Source organism: Kaistella sp., from assembly GCF_041824135.1.
GTDB lineage: Bacteria > Bacteroidota > Bacteroidia > Flavobacteriales > Weeksellaceae > Kaistella.
The window spans coordinates 15,938-32,397 of the sequence record NZ_JBGZYM010000070.1; the positions used below are offsets into that span (position 1 = coordinate 15,938).

16 protein-coding genes are annotated in these 16,460 nt (G+C 35.8%); 11 read left to right on the forward strand and 5 right to left on the reverse strand.

Annotation, left to right across the window (positions count from 1 at the left end; all coding sequences use genetic code 11):
• Positions 1 to 39: 39 nt before the first annotated feature.
• Genes ACEYOS_RS07625 through ACEYOS_RS07660 form a run of 8 tightly spaced genes read left to right on the forward strand, consistent with a single transcriptional unit; the run spans position 40 to position 5,726 of the window.
• The gene (locus ACEYOS_RS07625; protein WP_373797552.1) at positions 40 to 705 is read left to right on the forward strand and encodes a TetR family transcriptional regulator C-terminal domain-containing protein; all 666 of its coding nucleotides are present in this window, start codon (positions 40 to 42) and stop codon (positions 703 to 705) included.
• Positions 705 to 2,018, forward strand: coding sequence for an ABC1 kinase family protein (locus ACEYOS_RS07630; protein WP_373707748.1), 1,314 nt, complete (start codon positions 705 to 707; stop codon positions 2,016 to 2,018). The genes ACEYOS_RS07625 and ACEYOS_RS07630 overlap by 1 nt, the downstream gene beginning before the upstream one ends.
• Positions 2,019 to 2,059: 41 nt before the next feature.
• Positions 2,060 to 2,296: a TIGR03643 family protein gene (locus tag ACEYOS_RS07635; protein ID WP_143853845.1), complete on the forward strand. Its 237-nt coding sequence runs from the start codon at positions 2,060 to 2,062 to the stop codon at positions 2,294 to 2,296.
• Complete coding sequence (locus ACEYOS_RS07640) at positions 2,229 to 2,918, forward strand: flavin reductase family protein (RefSeq protein ID WP_373748099.1); 690 nt, start codon at positions 2,229 to 2,231, stop codon at positions 2,916 to 2,918. The genes ACEYOS_RS07635 and ACEYOS_RS07640 overlap by 68 nt, the downstream gene beginning before the upstream one ends.
• Positions 2,919 to 2,933: 15 nt before the next feature.
• Entirely contained in the window at positions 2,934 to 3,077 is a 144-nt protein-coding gene (locus tag ACEYOS_RS07645) for a DUF2256 domain-containing protein (RefSeq protein ID WP_373707778.1), read from the forward strand.
• The gene (locus tag ACEYOS_RS07650) at positions 3,070 to 3,765 is read left to right on the forward strand and encodes an SDR family NAD(P)-dependent oxidoreductase (RefSeq protein WP_373707750.1); all 696 of its coding nucleotides are present in this window, start codon (positions 3,070 to 3,072) and stop codon (positions 3,763 to 3,765) included. The genes ACEYOS_RS07645 and ACEYOS_RS07650 overlap by 8 nt, the downstream gene beginning before the upstream one ends.
• Before the next feature lie 13 nt (positions 3,766 to 3,778).
• Positions 3,779 to 4,429 (forward strand): MarR family winged helix-turn-helix transcriptional regulator, encoded by a 651-nt coding sequence (locus ACEYOS_RS07655; protein ID WP_373707751.1) that lies wholly within the window; start codon positions 3,779 to 3,781, stop codon positions 4,427 to 4,429.
• Positions 4,422 to 5,726 carry a deoxyribodipyrimidine photo-lyase gene (locus ACEYOS_RS07660; protein WP_373707752.1) on the forward strand — a complete coding sequence of 435 codons (1,305 nt, stop codon included), beginning with the start codon at positions 4,422 to 4,424 and terminating at the stop codon, positions 5,724 to 5,726. Before ACEYOS_RS07655 ends, ACEYOS_RS07660 begins: the two co-directional genes overlap by 8 nt.
• Here the strand turns inward: ACEYOS_RS07660 and ACEYOS_RS07665 are convergent.
• The 5 genes from ACEYOS_RS07665 to lysS all read right to left on the reverse strand — a co-directional run bounded on the left by ACEYOS_RS07665 (position 5,723) and on the right by lysS (position 11,943).
• On the reverse strand, positions 5,723 to 6,574 hold the full coding sequence (locus tag ACEYOS_RS07665; RefSeq protein WP_373707753.1) for a diacylglycerol kinase family protein: 852 nt from the start codon (positions 6,572 to 6,574) through the stop codon (positions 5,723 to 5,725). The genes ACEYOS_RS07660 and ACEYOS_RS07665 overlap by 4 nt on opposite strands.
• Positions 6,575 to 6,625: 51 nt before the next feature.
• Complete coding sequence (locus tag ACEYOS_RS07670) at positions 6,626 to 7,435, reverse strand: RsiV family protein (protein WP_373707754.1); 810 nt, start codon at positions 7,433 to 7,435, stop codon at positions 6,626 to 6,628.
• Positions 7,436 to 7,525: 90 nt separating this feature from the next.
• Positions 7,526 to 7,951: a DUF5684 domain-containing protein gene (locus ACEYOS_RS07675; RefSeq protein ID WP_373707755.1), complete on the reverse strand. Its 426-nt coding sequence runs from the start codon at positions 7,949 to 7,951 to the stop codon at positions 7,526 to 7,528.
• A 142-nt stretch (positions 7,952 to 8,093) separates the two neighbouring features.
• A complete protein-coding gene (gyrB, locus tag ACEYOS_RS07680) occupies positions 8,094 to 10,028 on the reverse strand; it encodes a DNA topoisomerase (ATP-hydrolyzing) subunit B (RefSeq protein WP_373707756.1) in 1,935 nt (644 codons plus the stop codon).
• Positions 10,029 to 10,245: 217 nt separating this feature from the next.
• A complete protein-coding gene (gene lysS / locus ACEYOS_RS07685; RefSeq protein WP_373707757.1) occupies positions 10,246 to 11,943 on the reverse strand; it encodes a lysine--tRNA ligase in 1,698 nt (565 codons plus the stop codon).
• Between the two features lie 219 nt (positions 11,944 to 12,162).
• On the opposite strand from lysS, the gene ACEYOS_RS07690 reads away from it, so the two are divergent.
• From ACEYOS_RS07690 to ACEYOS_RS07700, 3 genes are all read left to right on the forward strand, one after another.
• Complete coding sequence (locus ACEYOS_RS07690; RefSeq protein WP_312819996.1) at positions 12,163 to 12,546, forward strand: hypothetical protein; 384 nt, start codon at positions 12,163 to 12,165, stop codon at positions 12,544 to 12,546.
• A gap of 89 nt (positions 12,547 to 12,635) precedes the next feature.
• Positions 12,636 to 13,145: a hypothetical protein gene (locus ACEYOS_RS07695; protein ID WP_373707758.1), complete on the forward strand. Its 510-nt coding sequence runs from the start codon at positions 12,636 to 12,638 to the stop codon at positions 13,143 to 13,145.
• Between the two features lie 44 nt (positions 13,146 to 13,189).
• Entirely contained in the window at positions 13,190 to 16,360 is a 3,171-nt protein-coding gene (locus ACEYOS_RS07700; RefSeq protein WP_373707759.1) for an efflux RND transporter permease subunit, read from the forward strand.
• The last annotated feature ends 100 nt before the right edge of the window (positions 16,361 to 16,460 follow it).

Genomic DNA, 16,460 nt, shown 5'->3' on the forward strand with positions numbered 1-16,460 from the left:
ATATTTTTACTAAATTTGTACTTTAATTTAAACCAAGATATGAAAAATACAGAATTAACTCAGGAAAAAATATTAGATCTTTATTCAAAGTATGTTCTTAGAAATAATAAGAAGCCACTCAATGTATTTACCTTCTGTGACGACCATGATTTAACTGAATCAGAATTTTATTCTTTCTATGCTAATTTCGACCAGCTAGAAGCAGATTACCTTAGATTTTTCATGGATCAAAGTATCATGTTGATCACGGCAGAAGATTCCTATTATATGGATCATGCTAAAAACAAATTGCTTTCTTTTTATTATACTTTTTTCGAGCAACTTACTTTAAATAGAAGTTTGGTGATCTACCTCATTGGGCAAGACAAAAACAATTTAGAAAACGTGAAAAAATTGTGGTCTTTGAAAAGAGAGTTTCAGCGTTTTATTAGGTCACTAAATATTTCTGAACCACTAATGGACAATGTTAATGACCGAATGGAGAAAATGGAACGCTTCAAAAATAAAGGCATTGAAGAATTATATTGGGGTCATTTTATGGCAACCTTAAAATTTTGGATTGAAGATACCAGTCCCAACTTTGAAAAAACCGATATATTTATTGAGAAGTCCGTTGATACGAGTTTTGAACTATTTGAGGTCAAACCGTTGAAGAAGTTAATCGATTTAGGAAAATTTCTTTTTAAAGAAGCAAAAAGCAAATAATGAAAACATTAGATAAAATACCTACAAGTAAAATTCAACGCGCCAGTAAATTAATTTCTACCGGAGCTAAAGTTGGCGTGAATTACTTAAAATATTACGGTGAAAAAATTACCAAAAGCGAAGAGGAAGCCAAGGTAAACCTAAATAATAATAATGCAACTGATATTTATGACGGGTTAAAAGAATTGAAAGGAAGCGCTCTAAAAGTTGCCCAAATGCTCAGCATGGAGAAAAATATTTTGCCAGCTGCTTATGTGGAGAAATTTTCCTTATCTCAGTTCCAGGTGCCGCCTTTGTCTGCGCCTTTGGTAGCCAAGATTTTCAAAAATTATTTTGGCAAAAGACCCAGCGAATTATTTGATCATTTCGAACCTGATTCTACCAACGCTGCGAGTATTGGACAAGTTCATAAAGCGATGAAAGATGGCAAAGAACTGGCTGTGAAAATTCAGTATCCTGGAGTTTCAGATTCTATTTCGTCTGATTTAGCGATGGTGAAACCTATTGCGATGAAAATGTTTAATATTAAAGGAAAAAACTCGGATCAATATTTCAAAGAAGTTGAAGATAAATTATTGGAGGAAACCGATTATAATTTAGAGATCACGCAAAGTTTAGAAATCAGACAAAGTTGTGAAAACTTGCCTAATCTTGCTTTCCCAAATTACTATCCAGAATTTTCTAATGATCGAATTATTACGATGGACTGGATGCATGGCAAACATTTATCCACTTTTTGCGAGGAAAATAAAAACCCGTATTTAGCTAATCAGGTTGGGCAGGCTTTATGGGATTTTTATATGTTCCAGATTCATAAGTTGCGCAAAGTGCACGCTGATCCACATCCGGGGAATTTTTTAGTTTCTGAAGAAGGAACTTTAATTGCCATTGATTTTGGTTGTATGAAAAGCATTCCAGAAGATTTTTATATCCCATATTTTGAACTGTCGGTTCGGGAAAACTTAGATAACAAAGAATTTTTGGATGCCAAATTGTTGGAATTAGAGATCATCAGATTAGATGATTCTGAAGACGAGAAGCAATTTTTTACGGAAATATTTTATGAATTGCTGTATTTATTCACCACGCCATTTCAGGAAGAAAACTTTGATTTCTCTGATGGAAAATTTTTCGAGGCGATTGCAGATCTCGGACAGAAATATGCGAAGAACACTCAGATGAAAGGTAGAAATGCCAACCGTGGATCAAGACATTTCATTTATATGAATCGAACATTTTTTGGTTTGTACAATTTGATGCACGATCTTCAATCTGAGAATATCATCATTAATAATTATAAAAACTTTCAATAAAATTGAGTTTCACAGAAGTACAAATTGACCGGATCATTGAAATGGCTTGGGAGGACCGAACCCCTTTTGAAGCGATCACTTACCAGTTTGCATTGGCAGAAAAGGACGTGATCGCTTTGATGAGAAAAGAACTGAAAAGAAGTTCATTTAATTTGTGGCGGGCACGCGTTAATTCGGGTGTAAGTCAAAAGCATTTGTTCAAAAGAAATAGTGAGATTGATCGGTTTAAATGTACCCGACAAAGAACGATTTCTGGAAATAAAATTAGCAAAAGATAAAATGCATCAGGATGAAATTTTGACATTCGGTCAGGAAAATATTTTGGAAAGTGAAAAATTGTTTCGCACCAAATTGATCAATTCTTTAGCGGGAATTCGTCAGGTTGCTTTGATTGGAACAAAATCCAAAGATGGTCAGGAAAACGTTGCGATCTTTAATTCGCTAATTCATTTGGGAGCGCATCCTCCATTGTTTGGATTTATCTCCCGACCGCATTCTGTCGAGCGTGATACTTTAGAAAATATCAAAGAAACTAGAAGTTACACGCTTAATTATTTGGATAAAAAATGGATGAAAGAAGCGCATCAAACTTCCGCAAGATATCCGAAGGAGCAATCTGAATTTGAAGCTACAGGTTTAACACCCCAATATTTAGAACATTGTTTTTCTCCGTTCGTAAAAGAAGCTGAAATTAAAATTGAAATGAAATTTCAGCAAATTGTAGATATTGAAATTAATAATACCAAAATGGTGATTGGAAGTATTGAGCGAATTCATATTCCCAAAAATAGATTGGCGGAAGACGGTTTGGTGAAACCATTTGATTTGCTGCTCAGCGGTGGTTTAGATGCTTATTATACCAGTGATTTTTTGAGTCAACTGCCTTATGCAAAGCCTTAAACAGTTTTGAAAAATATAAAAAAAGAACATCTTCCAACGAAGATTTGTTTGACTTGCGAAAGACCTTTTTCGTGGCGAAAAAAATGGGAAAAAGATTGGGAAGCAGTAAAGTACTGTAGTGAGAAATGTAAGAAGATAAAAAATAAAAAACATGAATAACATATTGATTGTTGGCGCCGGAAAAGGTATTGGACTGGAGACTGCACGACTTTTACGAAATGAAAATCTGTATACGATTTCTAGAAATACAACTCCTGAATTAGACGAGTTAAATACGCAATTTTTTGAATTGGATGTTGCTAAAGATGACCTTAATGAGATATCTTTGCCCGATGAATTGCACGGAATTGTTTTTTGTCCAGGTTCCATTAATTTGAGACCTTTTAATCGCTTAACAGAAGAAGATTTCTTAGCAGATTTTAATCAAAATTTTATGGGAGCGGTAAGGATTATTCAGAAATGTTTACCGGCTTTAAAAAAATCGAAATCAGCGAGTATCGTTTTATTCTCAACGGTTGCAGCAAAAGTAGGAATGCCATTTCATACCTCAATTGCGGCGAGTAAAGGAGCTATTGAAGGTTTTGCTAAAAGTCTGGCAGCTGAACTGGCAGCGGCAAATATCCGCGTTAATGTAATTGCACCTTCGCTTTCAGATACTTCGCTCGCAGCTCAATTGCTTTCAACAGATGAAAAGAGTGCGGCTTCGGCGAAAAGACATCCATTGCAAAGAATTGGTACACCGCAAGACAGCGCCCAATTGGTAGCGTTTCTTTTATCAGAAAAAAGTTCCTGGATGACAGGACAAATAATCGGCCTTGACGGTGGCTTAGGAAATATAAAACTTTAAAAAATATCCAATCATGGAATTAAATTTAATCATAGATATCTTAACAGAATTAGATACGTTTCAAAAAATTCAGCCGAGTACTCAAACAAGTTTAGAGGATTTTAGATTGTATCTGAATCAGAAGGCCTACGAAAAAGAAACGCCCAGAAACCTTTCGGATAAATTTGAGTTAGAAGTAAATGATCTTGAAAATGAAATCGCAAAACAAGTGATTATGTTGGGCAGGTATTCTAAACATTTAATTAAAAAATCTTTGGAAAATCATCGCGATTTGGTCAATGAGGATTTTACTTATCTTTTCAGGTTGATGGATTATCCATCTTTAACCAAAATGCAGCTCATCGAAAAAAATGCCCACGAAAAACAGTCGGGCATCGAGATTATCAAACGACTGGTTCGAAATGGACTCTTCGAAGAAACGCCTGACAAAGACGATAAAAGAAGTACCCGAATTTCTGTTACAGAAAAAGGGAAAAAAGTATTCACGGAATCGATGAAAGACATCACCATGGTTTCTAAAATTATGTGTGGTAAACTAAATGAAAATGAAAAGGAGCACTTGTTGATTTCTCTGAAAAAACTCAACACTTTCCATCACACCATTTATACCAATTTGCGTGATGAAGAACCAACAAATCTTTTGAAAATGGTTTCAAATGCCTGATAAAATATCAGTTTTTTGGTTTCGGCGCGATTTGCGTTTAGCCGATAATCATGGACTTTTTAAAGCTTTAGAATCTTCTGAAAAGGTTGTGCCTGTTTTTATTTTTGATACCGAAATTTTATCAAAATTAGAAAATAAAGAAGATCGCCGAGTTGATTTAATCGTTCAGGTCTTAAATATTTTAAATCAATTTTTAGAAAAATCAGGAAAGTCGATCAAGATTCTTCATGGGAAACCACTAACTGTCTTTAAAGAACTTTCGGAAAAATATACGATTGAAAAAGTGTTCTGCAATGAAGATTACGAACCTTCAGCAATTAGAAGAGATTTAGAAATAGAAGAGTTTTTAAATCAAAAGAATATTGAATTTCATTCTTTTAAAGATCAGGTTCATTTTCATAAAGATGATATTTTGAAATCCGATGGAACGCCGTATTCTATTTACACGCCTTATTCAAAACAATGGCTCAGTAAGTTTAATGGTGAAAAAGTGCAGTTTTATGCCAGTGAGAAACTCCTCCATCATTTAGTTGATGTTGAAAAACAGGAATTATCTTTAGATCAAATTGGATTTAAAGAAACTTCTTACCAATTTGAGATTCCGCAAATTAACCGCAATATTTTAAAGACTTATCACGAAACCCGAAATTTTCCCACGACGCCAACTTCTGAAATGAGTGCTCATCTTCGATTTGGAACGATCAGTGTGCGTAAACTAGCTGCAGAAGCAAGTCAGCTTAATGAAACTTATTTAAAAGAGTTGATCTGGCGAGAATTTTTCATGCAGATATTATATCATTATCCAAAAGTGGTCACCGAATCGTTTAAACGGAAATATGATCATATTGACTGGCTTTACGACGAAGAGCTTTTGACAAAATGGCAGGAAGGAAAAACTGGTTATCCGATTGTAGATGCAGGAATGCGGGAATTGAATGAAACCGGATTTATGCACAATCGTGTTCGAATGGTTTGTGCAAGTTTTTTCACCAAACATCTGTTAATGGATTGGCGGATTGGTGAAGCTTATTTTGCGGAAAAATTAATGGATTACGATTTATCTGCCAATAATGGAAACTGGCAGTGGAGTGCAGGTACAGGTTGTGATTCGGCTCCTTATTTTAGGGTGTTCAATCCAGCAGAGCAACAAAAGAAATTTGATCCTGATTTTAAATACATTAAAAAATGGGTCAAAGAATTTGGAACCAAACAATATCCAGAACCGATTGTTGAGCATAAGTTTGCGAGATTAAGAGCTTTGGAAACCTACAAAAAAGGATTGCAGGATCAGACCTAACTTAAAATCTTTAAACTTTTTGGCAGTACTTTAATTTGAATAGGAGAGGTGATTTCATTGTACTCACCGTCCAAATGCCAATCGTTCGTATCCACTGTAAATTCGATTTCGGGAACAGAAAGATAGGTGATGTATTGATCTTCTTTTAGGTTCTTAGAAAACATTCTTGCTGCAAATAAAGCTCCATAATATAACGGAAATTTCTTAACCAAAACGATCTCTACCAAACCGTCAACCGTGCTGGCGTGAGGAGCGATATAAGCGTTATTGCCGAACTGACGGGTATTTGCAATATTCAGCATCAGATATTCACCATCGTGTTTCTTAAATTCTTCGGTTTTAAATTTTACGTGGATCGGATTAAAATTAAAGAAAGTTTTGATGGATATTTTAATATAATTTTTAAAGCCACGGCTCGTTTTTTCAAATTGCTTTACTACTTTTCCGTCGAAACCAGTTCCTGAAACATTGATTGACAGTAGGTTGTTCACTTTGAAAGTGTCGATTTCACGAAATTGATTGGCTTTTATTTTTACTAAAAGTTCATCTAAATTCTTGCTAAAATTATTCTCATTAGAAAAACCATTTCCTGATCCAGCTGGAAATATGGCCAGAATTTTTCCGGTATTGATCAATTGTTTTGCGACGGACGAAATGGTTCCATCTCCGCCGACTGCCACAAAAATAACAGTGGTATCAAAGTGGTCTTTAATGAATTTTTCAGTTCCTGCTAAAGATTTAGAAATGTAGAAATTCGGTTGATCAACTTGCTCCTGAAGCGCATCTAAAAAAGGCTGATAATTTTTCTTCGCAGAAAACGGATTGATGATAAAGGCGACATTTTTCATGGGGTACAAAAATAGAAAAAGCAAGCGATAAAAGCCTGCTTTATAAAATTATTATAAACCTTGACGCTGAATGAATTCTTCGGTCAGCAAAGGTTTAATATCCGATAGTGGAATTTTAATTAAAACAGTTCCAGCTGCATAAGCGGTAATTTCATATTGATTGTAAAGGAAATAAAGAAACTCTTTGTCGAAATAAAAATTATCATTCAGCGGAATGTCTTTGACTAAAATCATTTCAGCCTGTCCTTTCTCTAAATCATTTTTTAAAAAATTGTCCATTAAAATGTTTTTCCATAAAGAAGAATCTGTATTGGAAACAACATTAGATAATTGAACGGATTTATTATTTTTAAGGTCAAACACTTTATAGTTTTCATAGTAGTAACCATGTGCTCCGCCAGTGTAACCGTCGCCGGTGTACTGAACAGTCAGGAAATCATTATCTTTTGAAAATAACTTCATATCGCCATTGTTAAACCAGTTTTGGGCGAACTCAGGACTATATTCTTTTAAAGATGCTTTTTGCTCGTCGTAGTACACTGTCTTTTTTTTATGGATATCTTCACTAAGATTTGCTTTAGAGTAATCTGTTAGTCGAATTTGCTTTGGAGCGTAAATAGAATCTAAAAGTGCTTTGTCTTTAAGACCTGGAAATACCAATAAGTTTGACTCAAAACCTAAGGTTAGATTTTTATCTATTTTCAAGGAATCTTTCACCCGAACCGAATCGATTTGGAAGCTTTGTGTTTCCGCTACGATTTCTGTATTGATAATGGTGGAATCATCTTTTGAGGTTTTATCTTTTTTACAACTTACAACTGCGATTGATAATAATAGGGAAAGTGCTACTAGATTTTTCATTCTTAAATTTAATCAAAATTTTACTGACGTAAAAATAAAACAATTAGACTGAAAAAAAAACCGTCTGACTGACGGTTTTAATATTTAATTTTATTTTCTATCATCGGGCAAAGCATTCGGATGATAAACGGCGTCGCCAAATGCAAGCACAGGCAAACCAATATACGGAAATAACACCAGTACCACAGTCATTAGCGTGTCTTTGCCGAAGAACTTTGCTAATCGATCAGCCATCATAATTCCAAAGATAATATTGATAAATGGAATCAGCAGCATGATAAACCACCAAATCGGTTTTTTAATAATATCAACCATTACGATTGTGTTATAAATTGGAATAAAGGCTGCCCAAGCATCTTCTCTACCTGCTTTTCGGAATATTTTGTAAACACAGAAGGAAAACAGCAAATACAAAATCAAAGAGAGAATCAGAGCTCCGCCCATGATCGCAAAATAAGTTGCGGCATCTCCGGAATCCATTCCGTTGTAAGGATTAGTTTGTAATAAAGTTAGCATCGTTTTAAGTTTTAATTGTATCAAATATATCGAATTTTTTATAGGAAAATGAGATTCAAATAAAATGGCTTGTTTCATTAATAATTTCATAAAAAAAGCTGCTCAAATCAATGAACAGCTTTTTTAAATTTCTTAGATATAATTAAACATCAATTTTTGCATAAACAGCATTCTTCTCGATGAATGCTCGTCGTGGTGGAACTTCGTCACCCATCAACATAGAGAATACATTGTCAGCTTCTGCTAAACTTTCGATTCTAATTTGTTTTAAGGTTCTGCGTTCAGGATTTAGAGTGGTATCCCAAAGCTGTTCAGGATTCATTTCCCCAAGACCTTTGTAACGTTGAACTTCAACTCCTTTTCCGTCTGGTGACATTTCCAGCGTAATTTCTTCACGTTCTTTTTCATTATAGGCATAAACCTTCTTATTTCCTTTTTTCAAAAGATATAAAGGTGGCTGAGCGATATAGATATAGCCATTCTCAATAAGTTCCTTCATGTATCTAAAGAAAAAGGTCATAATTAAAGTTGCAATGTGAGCACCGTCAATATCGGCATCACACATAATCACCACTTTATGGTATCTTAATTTGGAGATATTTAAAGCTTTGCTATCTTCTTCTGTTCCTACCGAAACTCCTAATGCAGTGTAAATGTTTTTGATCTCTTCGTTGTCATATACTTTATGAAGCATCGATTTTTCAACATTCAAAATTTTACCACGTAAAGGTAGAATCGCCTGGAAATGACGGTCACGGCCTTGCTTAGCCGTTCCACCTGCCGAATCTCCCTCGACTAAGAAAAGTTCAGAAATCTCTGGATCTTTAGAGGAACAGTCAGAAAGTTTTCCTGGAAGTCCACTTCCGCCCATTGGTGATTTACGCTGAACAAGTTCTCTTGCTTTCTTCGCTGCCTGTCGCGCTTTCGCTGCAAGAACTACTTTCTGTACAATAATTTTTGCTTCGTTTGGATGCTCTTCTAAGAAGTTAGAAAGCATTTCACCAACGATCTTATCAACAGCACCGGAAACTTCAGAGTTTCCTAATTTCGTTTTGGTTTGACCTTCAAACTGAGGTTCCATTACTTTAACAGAAATCACAGCAGTTAATCCCTCACGGAAATCATCACCTGTAACTTCTACTTTTTCTTTTGCCGGAAGTCCTAATTCATCAGCAAATTTCTTTAAAGTTCTTGTAAGCGCTCTTCTGAAACCTGCAAGGTGAGTTCCACCTTCGTGTGTGTTGATGTTATTTACATAAGAATGTAGATTCTCATTATAAGAAGTATTGTATCTCATCGCAACTTCAACCGGAATATTGTCTTTTTCACCTTCCATGAAAATTACATTATTCATGATGCTTTCACGGTTTCCGTCGATGTATTCTACAAACTCTTTTAATCCACCTTCCGAATGGAAAACATCACTTTTAAAACTGCCGTCTTCCTCTGTAACTCTTTCATCCGTTAGCGTGATCGTAATCCCTTTATTTAAGTAAGAAAGTTCACGTAATCTGCTTGCTAAAGTATCATAACTATAGATCAGTTCCTGAAAAATAGTATCATCAGGCTGGAAGAAAACCTCCGTTCCTCTTTCATCAGTGGTCCCGATTTCAGCAACATCAGCTAAGGCTTTTCCTTTTGAATATTTTTGCTGGTAAACTTTACCATCCTTGTAAACAGTTGCAATTAATGAATTAGAAAGTGCATTCACACAAGAAACCCCAACACCGTGCAATCCTCCGGAAACTTTATAAGAATCTTTGTCGAATTTACCACCCGCACCAATTTTGGTCATTACGACCTCCAATGCTGATTTTTGCTCCTTCTCATGCATGTCTACCGGGATCCCACGACCGTTATCTTTTACAGAAATCGATTCACCTTCGTGGATAACTACAGAAATCGTGTTGCAATGTCCGGCTAAAGCCTCATCAATCGAGTTGTCGATTACTTCATAAACTAAATGATGCAAACCTCTTGATCCTACATCTCCAATGTACATTGATGGACGCATTCTCACATGCTCCATTCCTTCTAACGCTTGTATACTACTCGCTGTATATTCTTTTTGGCTCATATTTTTTATATTCATCAAGGCGAATCCGCCTTGAATTTCTTACTACTTTTGATTAAAATTTTACTGAAAATAAAGTGATTTTCTTCTATTTCAAAATGCTAACAAATATACTGAATTTCCTCGGAATATGAAAGTTAAAGAAGTCATAAAATTGGGTTGGTTTTCCACAAAAAAATCCTCAAAATTTGAGGATTTTTATTTTTTGCAAGAATAAAATTTAGATTGTTTTCATCCAAACCACATCATCAATTTTCTCCACTTTTACTAAATTATATTTAGTTAAATTTTTCGTCGCTTTGTCCCATTTCTTTCCGGAAAGTTGAGATTTTACTTTCACAACGCCTAAAGTCATCGGTTCTTCTGAAGAATTCAAAATCTCCAAAACCAATTTCTCATCTTCATCCAGTTCGAAAGTTGGCGTTGCTTTCTCTGGTTTCATTTGAGGGAAAAATAAAACTTCCTGAATTGAAGGATTGTTGGTTAAATACATGATCAAACGGTCCATTCCAATTCCTAATCCTGAAGTTGGCGGCATTCCGTATTCCAAAGCACGCAGGAAATCCTGGTCGATGAACATTGCTTCATCATCACCTTTTTTACCTAATTCTACTTGTTTTTCAAAGCGCTCTCTTTGATCGATAGGATCATTTAATTCTGAATAAGCATTCGCGATTTCTTTTCCACAAATCATCAATTCGAAACGTTCGGTTAAACCTTCTTTGCTTCTGTGTTTTTTTGTTAAAGGCGACATTTCGATAGGGTAGTCGGTAATGAAAGTTGGCTGAATAAAGTTTCCTTCACATTTTCCCCCAAAAATTTCATCAATTAATTTTCCTTTACCCATCGTTTCATTGACGTCAATTCCGATCGATTTTGCGAAATCAAAAAGTTCTTGTTCTGATTTCCCAGTAATATCAAAACCGGTGTATTTTATAATCGCATCTGTCATTGAAATTCTCTCAAACGGTGCTTTGAAATCAATTTCCTGCTCTCCGAATTTTCCTTTCGTAGTTCCATTTACCTGAATCGCACAGTATTCCACTAATTTTTCCGTGAAATCCATCATCCAATTGTAGTCTTTGTAAGCTACATAAATTTCCATTACGGTAAATTCCGGATTGTGAGTTCTGTCCATACCTTCATTTCTGAAGTTTTTCGAGAATTCATAAACACCATCAAAACCACCTACAATCAATCTTTTCAGATATAATTCGTTGGCAATTCTTAAATATAATGGAATGTCTAAAGCGTTGTGATGCGTGATAAACGGTCTTGCAGCGGCTCCACCTGGGATTGACTGTAAAACAGGTGTTTCCACTTCAAAATATCCTGCATTATTAAAGTAAGTCCGCATCGCATTGAACAATTTTGTTCTTTTAATGAAAACTTCTTTAACTTGTGGATTTACGATTAAATCTACATAACGTTGTCTGTATCGAAGTTCTGGATCATTGAAAGCGTCGAAAGTATTTCCCTCAGCATCAACTTTTGGTAAAGGAAGTGGTCTTAATGATTTTGTTAGAATTTTGAAATCCGTAACCTTCACGGTCATTTCACCAACTTGTGTATTGAACAGTTCACCTTCAATTCCGATAATATCACCGATGTCTAAAAGGTGTTTGTAAACGTCATTGTAAAGCGTTTTATCTTCACCAGTACAGATTTCATCTCTATTAAAGTAAACCTGAATTTTACCTTCCGAATCCTGAAGTTCCGCAAAACTTGCTTTCCCCTGAATTCTACGGCTCATCAAACGACCAGCAATCGTAACTTTTTTACCTTCAACAAAATCTTGCTTAATGGTTTTAGAGGTATCTGTAATTTTATATTCTTCGGCCGGAAAAGCGTTGATGCCCATTTTTTCCAGGGTTTGTAACTTTTCTCTCCTGATGATTTCCTGTTCTGATAACTGCATTTGTCTTGCTATTTTAAGAGTACAAATTTAGTAAATTTTTCGCTAAGATTTCAATGTTGAAATTCAAGATAGATTTACAGATTGAGTAGTAATTATTTCATTTTTAAAAGTCATTTCATTTCTAAAGATTTTCCTCCAGATAAACATGATATTTATTTGGATTGATTCCAAATTTGCAACATATTATATTCTATCTACTATTTTCCGTAAATTTGTGTTGTGAAAAAATGGTTTATTTATTTCCTATTGTGTACTTATCTTACTTCTTTTAGTGAGGTCAGACAACTGGTGAAAATGCCGAGATTGGTTGAGCATTTTATTTCACACAAAATGGCGAATCACGATATGTCAATTTATGCCTTCATTAAGATGCATTATATTGATGAGCAGATTGTAGACAGTGATTACAAACAGGATATGAAACTGCCTTTCAAAACGCATGATTTTTCCCATTCGATTGTTAATCTCAATATTCCGCCAGAAAGTCCAAGTTTAAACATTTTACAACAATCCATTTATGTGGATCGTTCGACTCATTTTTCGTATTCTGAAAAATACTATCCTTCGGTTTTTTCTAAAATTTGGGAACCTCCAAAAATTTAATTTAAAATTTCAGTCTAAATAATGATGTCTGGTCTTTCGATTTTGACAGTCATTAATCTTACTTATAGTTTAATTTTAAATTAAAAAAAATGGACGAATTACATTTGCATTTGGTGGTCAACCATATGCCGATTATATTTCCTATCGTTGGAATTATAATACTTCTTATCGGAATTTTCACTAAATCCGAAGTCACTAAACGAAATGCTTATATCATTTTTATTCTTGGAGCAATTACTTCCATTGCTGCCATGGGAACAGGTGAAGGTGCCGAAGATTCTGCAACAAAAATCGCAGGCCTTTCTGAAAATCTGATAAAAAAACATGAAGAAGTCTCTGAAATATTTGCAACCTTAACGTATGTTTTAGGAGCAATTTCCTTGATTGCTCTCATTGCCAGTTTAAAAAACTCCGTCATCTCTAAATATGCCCCTTTTGTTGTTGGCATTTTCGCGGTCGTTGCATTATTTTTTGCACAGAAAGCCGGGACTACAGGCGGCGAAATTCGCCATACCGAAATCAGAACGGGCCAAGACTTCGACTATCGAAATTATGAAGGCAACGGTCCGGCTTCCAAAAGTGATAAACATGATGATTAACAATGTCAGCGTATCATGCTCTGGCAACTTTTTAAAGAAAAAATATGCTTAATAAAATAATAGAATTTTCCATAAAAAATAAACTGATCATCATTTTGATGACGCTTGGTTTAATTATTTATGGATTGTTTGAACTCAGAAATCTACCTATTGATGCGGTTCCTGATATCACTGATAATCAGGTTCAAATCATCACCGTTTCGCCAAGTTTGGGCGCGCCCGATGTCGAACGGTTTATCACCTTTCCTTTAGAACAGATCAATTACAATATTCAGGGAATCAAGGAAATGCGAAGTTTTTCGCGCTTTGGTTTATCGGTAATTACGATTGTCTTTCATGACGATATCGATTTAATGTCTGCTCGTCAACAAGTTGCAGAACGGCTTCAACAAGTCTCGAAGGATATTCCTGTAAGTTTAGGAGTTCCGCAAATGGCCCCAATTTCCACGGGTTTAGGGGAGATTTATCAATATGTTGTCCGTCCGAAAAAAGGCTACGAACATCGCTATAATCCGATGGAATTGCGTACTATTCAGGATTGGATCGTTCGCCGACAATTACTTGGAACTCCCGGAGTAGCAGACGTTGCCAGTTTTGGTGGCTATTTAAAACAATATGAAGTCGCTATAAATCCCGCCATTCTTAAATCGATGGGCGTTACGATTACCGAAGTTTTTGAGGCATTGCAAAAGAACAATCAAAATACCGGCGGTGCTTATATTGAAAAAGGACCCAGCGTTTTGTTTATAAGGACGGAAGGTTTGATGAATCAAATTCCGGACATTGAAAATACGGTTGTTAAAAACTTAGACGACGGAACTCCCGTACTTATTAAGAATATTGCGAAAGTACAGTACGGAAAAGCGATTCGTTATGGTGCGATGACCTACAACGGCGAAGGTGAAGTTGCCGGTGCTGTCGTAATGATGATGAAAGGAGCCAACTCCAATGAAGTCATCAAAGACGTAAAAACCAGAATTGAAGAAATTCAAAAAACACTTCCGGAAGGAGTGAAAATCGATGCCTTTCTTGATCGAACCAAGATGGTAAATAACGCGATCAGTACGGTAAGTAAAAACTTATTGGAAGGTGCCTTGATCGTCATATTCGTCCTGGTTTTGTTTCTCGGAAATATGCGTGCGGGATTAATCGTGGCCTCGGTTATTCCTTTAGCAATGCTTTTCGCCATTATTATGATGAACATTTTTGGAGTTTCCGGAAATTTAATGAGTTTAGGTGCGCTGGATTTTGGTTTAATTGTCGATGGTGCGGTGATCATCGTTGAAGCCATTCTGCATCGATTCAAACATTTAACTAAGTTCCAGGATAAGAAAATTTCCCAGGAATTTATGGATCGAGAAGTGTACACTTCTTCCAGTTCAATGATGAATTCGGCGGTTTTCGGACAGATCATTATTCTTATCGTTTACTTACCAATATTGACATTACAGGGAATCGAAGGAAAAATGTTCAAACCAATGGCGCAAACTGTGATTTTCGCTTTGCTGGGTGCCTTCATCCTTTCTCTGACCTATATTCCAATGATGAGTTCTTTGTTTTTATCTAAAAAAATAAATCTAAAGAAAAACTTTTCAGACAGAATGATGGAGAGGTTCGAAAGCTTTTATCATCGAACTTTAAACTTTGTATTAAAAATTCCAAATCTGGTTTTCTTTAGTGTGGTTGGCTTGTTCTTCATTTCGCTTTTTGTAATGTCAAGATTGGGTGGTGAATTTATTCCATCACTTCCAGAAGGAGATTTTGCGGTTGATACCAGAGTTTTGCCCGGAAGTAATCTGAAAACTTCTACGGATGCCGTCCAGCAATCTTCCAAAATACTAATGAAGAAATTCCCGGAAATCGAAAAGATTGTTGGAAAAACGGGAAGCAGTGAAATTCCCACAGATCCAATGCCGATCGATGCCAGTGATATGATGATCATTCTGAAACCTCGTAAAGAATGGACTTCCGCAAAAACGTACGACGATCTTGCTGAAAAAATGTCCACAGAATTAAAGAAAAATTTAGTGGGCGTTACCTATTCCTTCCAATATCCTGTTGCCATGCGTTTTAACGAATTAATGACCGGAGCAAGACAAGATGTCGTTATAAAAATTTACGGTGAAGATCTGGATACTTTAAAAGTGTACGCAGAAAAGTTAGGCGACATTTCCAAGAAGATCAATGGGGCGCAAAACATTTACGTAGAACCCATTTCCGGAATGCCGCAGATTGTCATTTCTTACAAAAGAGAAGCACTTTCGCAGTTCGGTTTAAATGTAGAAGATGTTAATAATATCGTCAACACTGCGTTTGCTGGACAATCAACAGGTTCCGTTTTTGAAGGTGAAAAGAAATTTGATCTCGTCGTTCGTTTAGATGGCGAACAAAGAAAGAATGTCGAGGATGTCAACAATCTTTTAATCGCGACACCTTCCGGAACTGAAATTCCTTTGAGCACCGTCGCTTCGGTTAAACTCAAAGAAAGCGTCAATCAAATCCAGCGCGAAAATGCACAACGCAGAATCATCGTCGGCTTTAATGTCAGAAACCGCGATATTCAGTCCACCGTCGAAGATTTACAGAAAGTAGTTGAAAAAGATTTCAAACTTCCTCCCGGATATTCCATTTCTTATGGCGGAACTTTTGAGAACCTTCAACATGCGAAATCCCGCTTAATGATCGCGGTTCCCTTAAGTTTATTGCTGATTTTATTAATGCTTTACTTCGCTTTTAATTCGGTGAAATACGGATTGCTCATTTTCTCCGCAATTCCACTTTCTATGATTGGCGGAATTATGTCGCTTTGGATTCGGGATATGAATTTCAGTATTTCTGCAGGAGTTGGTTTCATCGCACTTTTTGGAGTTGCAGTATTGAATGGAATCGTTTTAATCGCAGAATTTAACCGACAAAAATTAGTTCATTCAGATTTAAAAGAGGTCGTAAAAATCGGTGGAAGAACCAGATTACGCCCTGTTTTAATGACGGCTTTAGTAGCCTCACTCGGATTTTTACCAATGGCACTAAGTCAAGGCGAAGGCGCAGAAGTGCAAAGACCATTAGCAACAGTCGTAATCGGCGGTTTACTTTTGGCCACATTCCTCACGCTTTATTTATTGCCCTTAATTTACATTTGGTTTGAAGAACATTTCCCAGACCGACGTAAAAAAATTGTAGAAATAAGTGCCGAAGAAGATGGTTATGATGAATAGTTTTTTTTTGGGCAGACATTTCTCTCGTCCTTAAAGACGAGAGGCTGCAGATTTTCGCAAGGATAAAAAGAATGTAAAAACAAATGAAATCACACAGTTT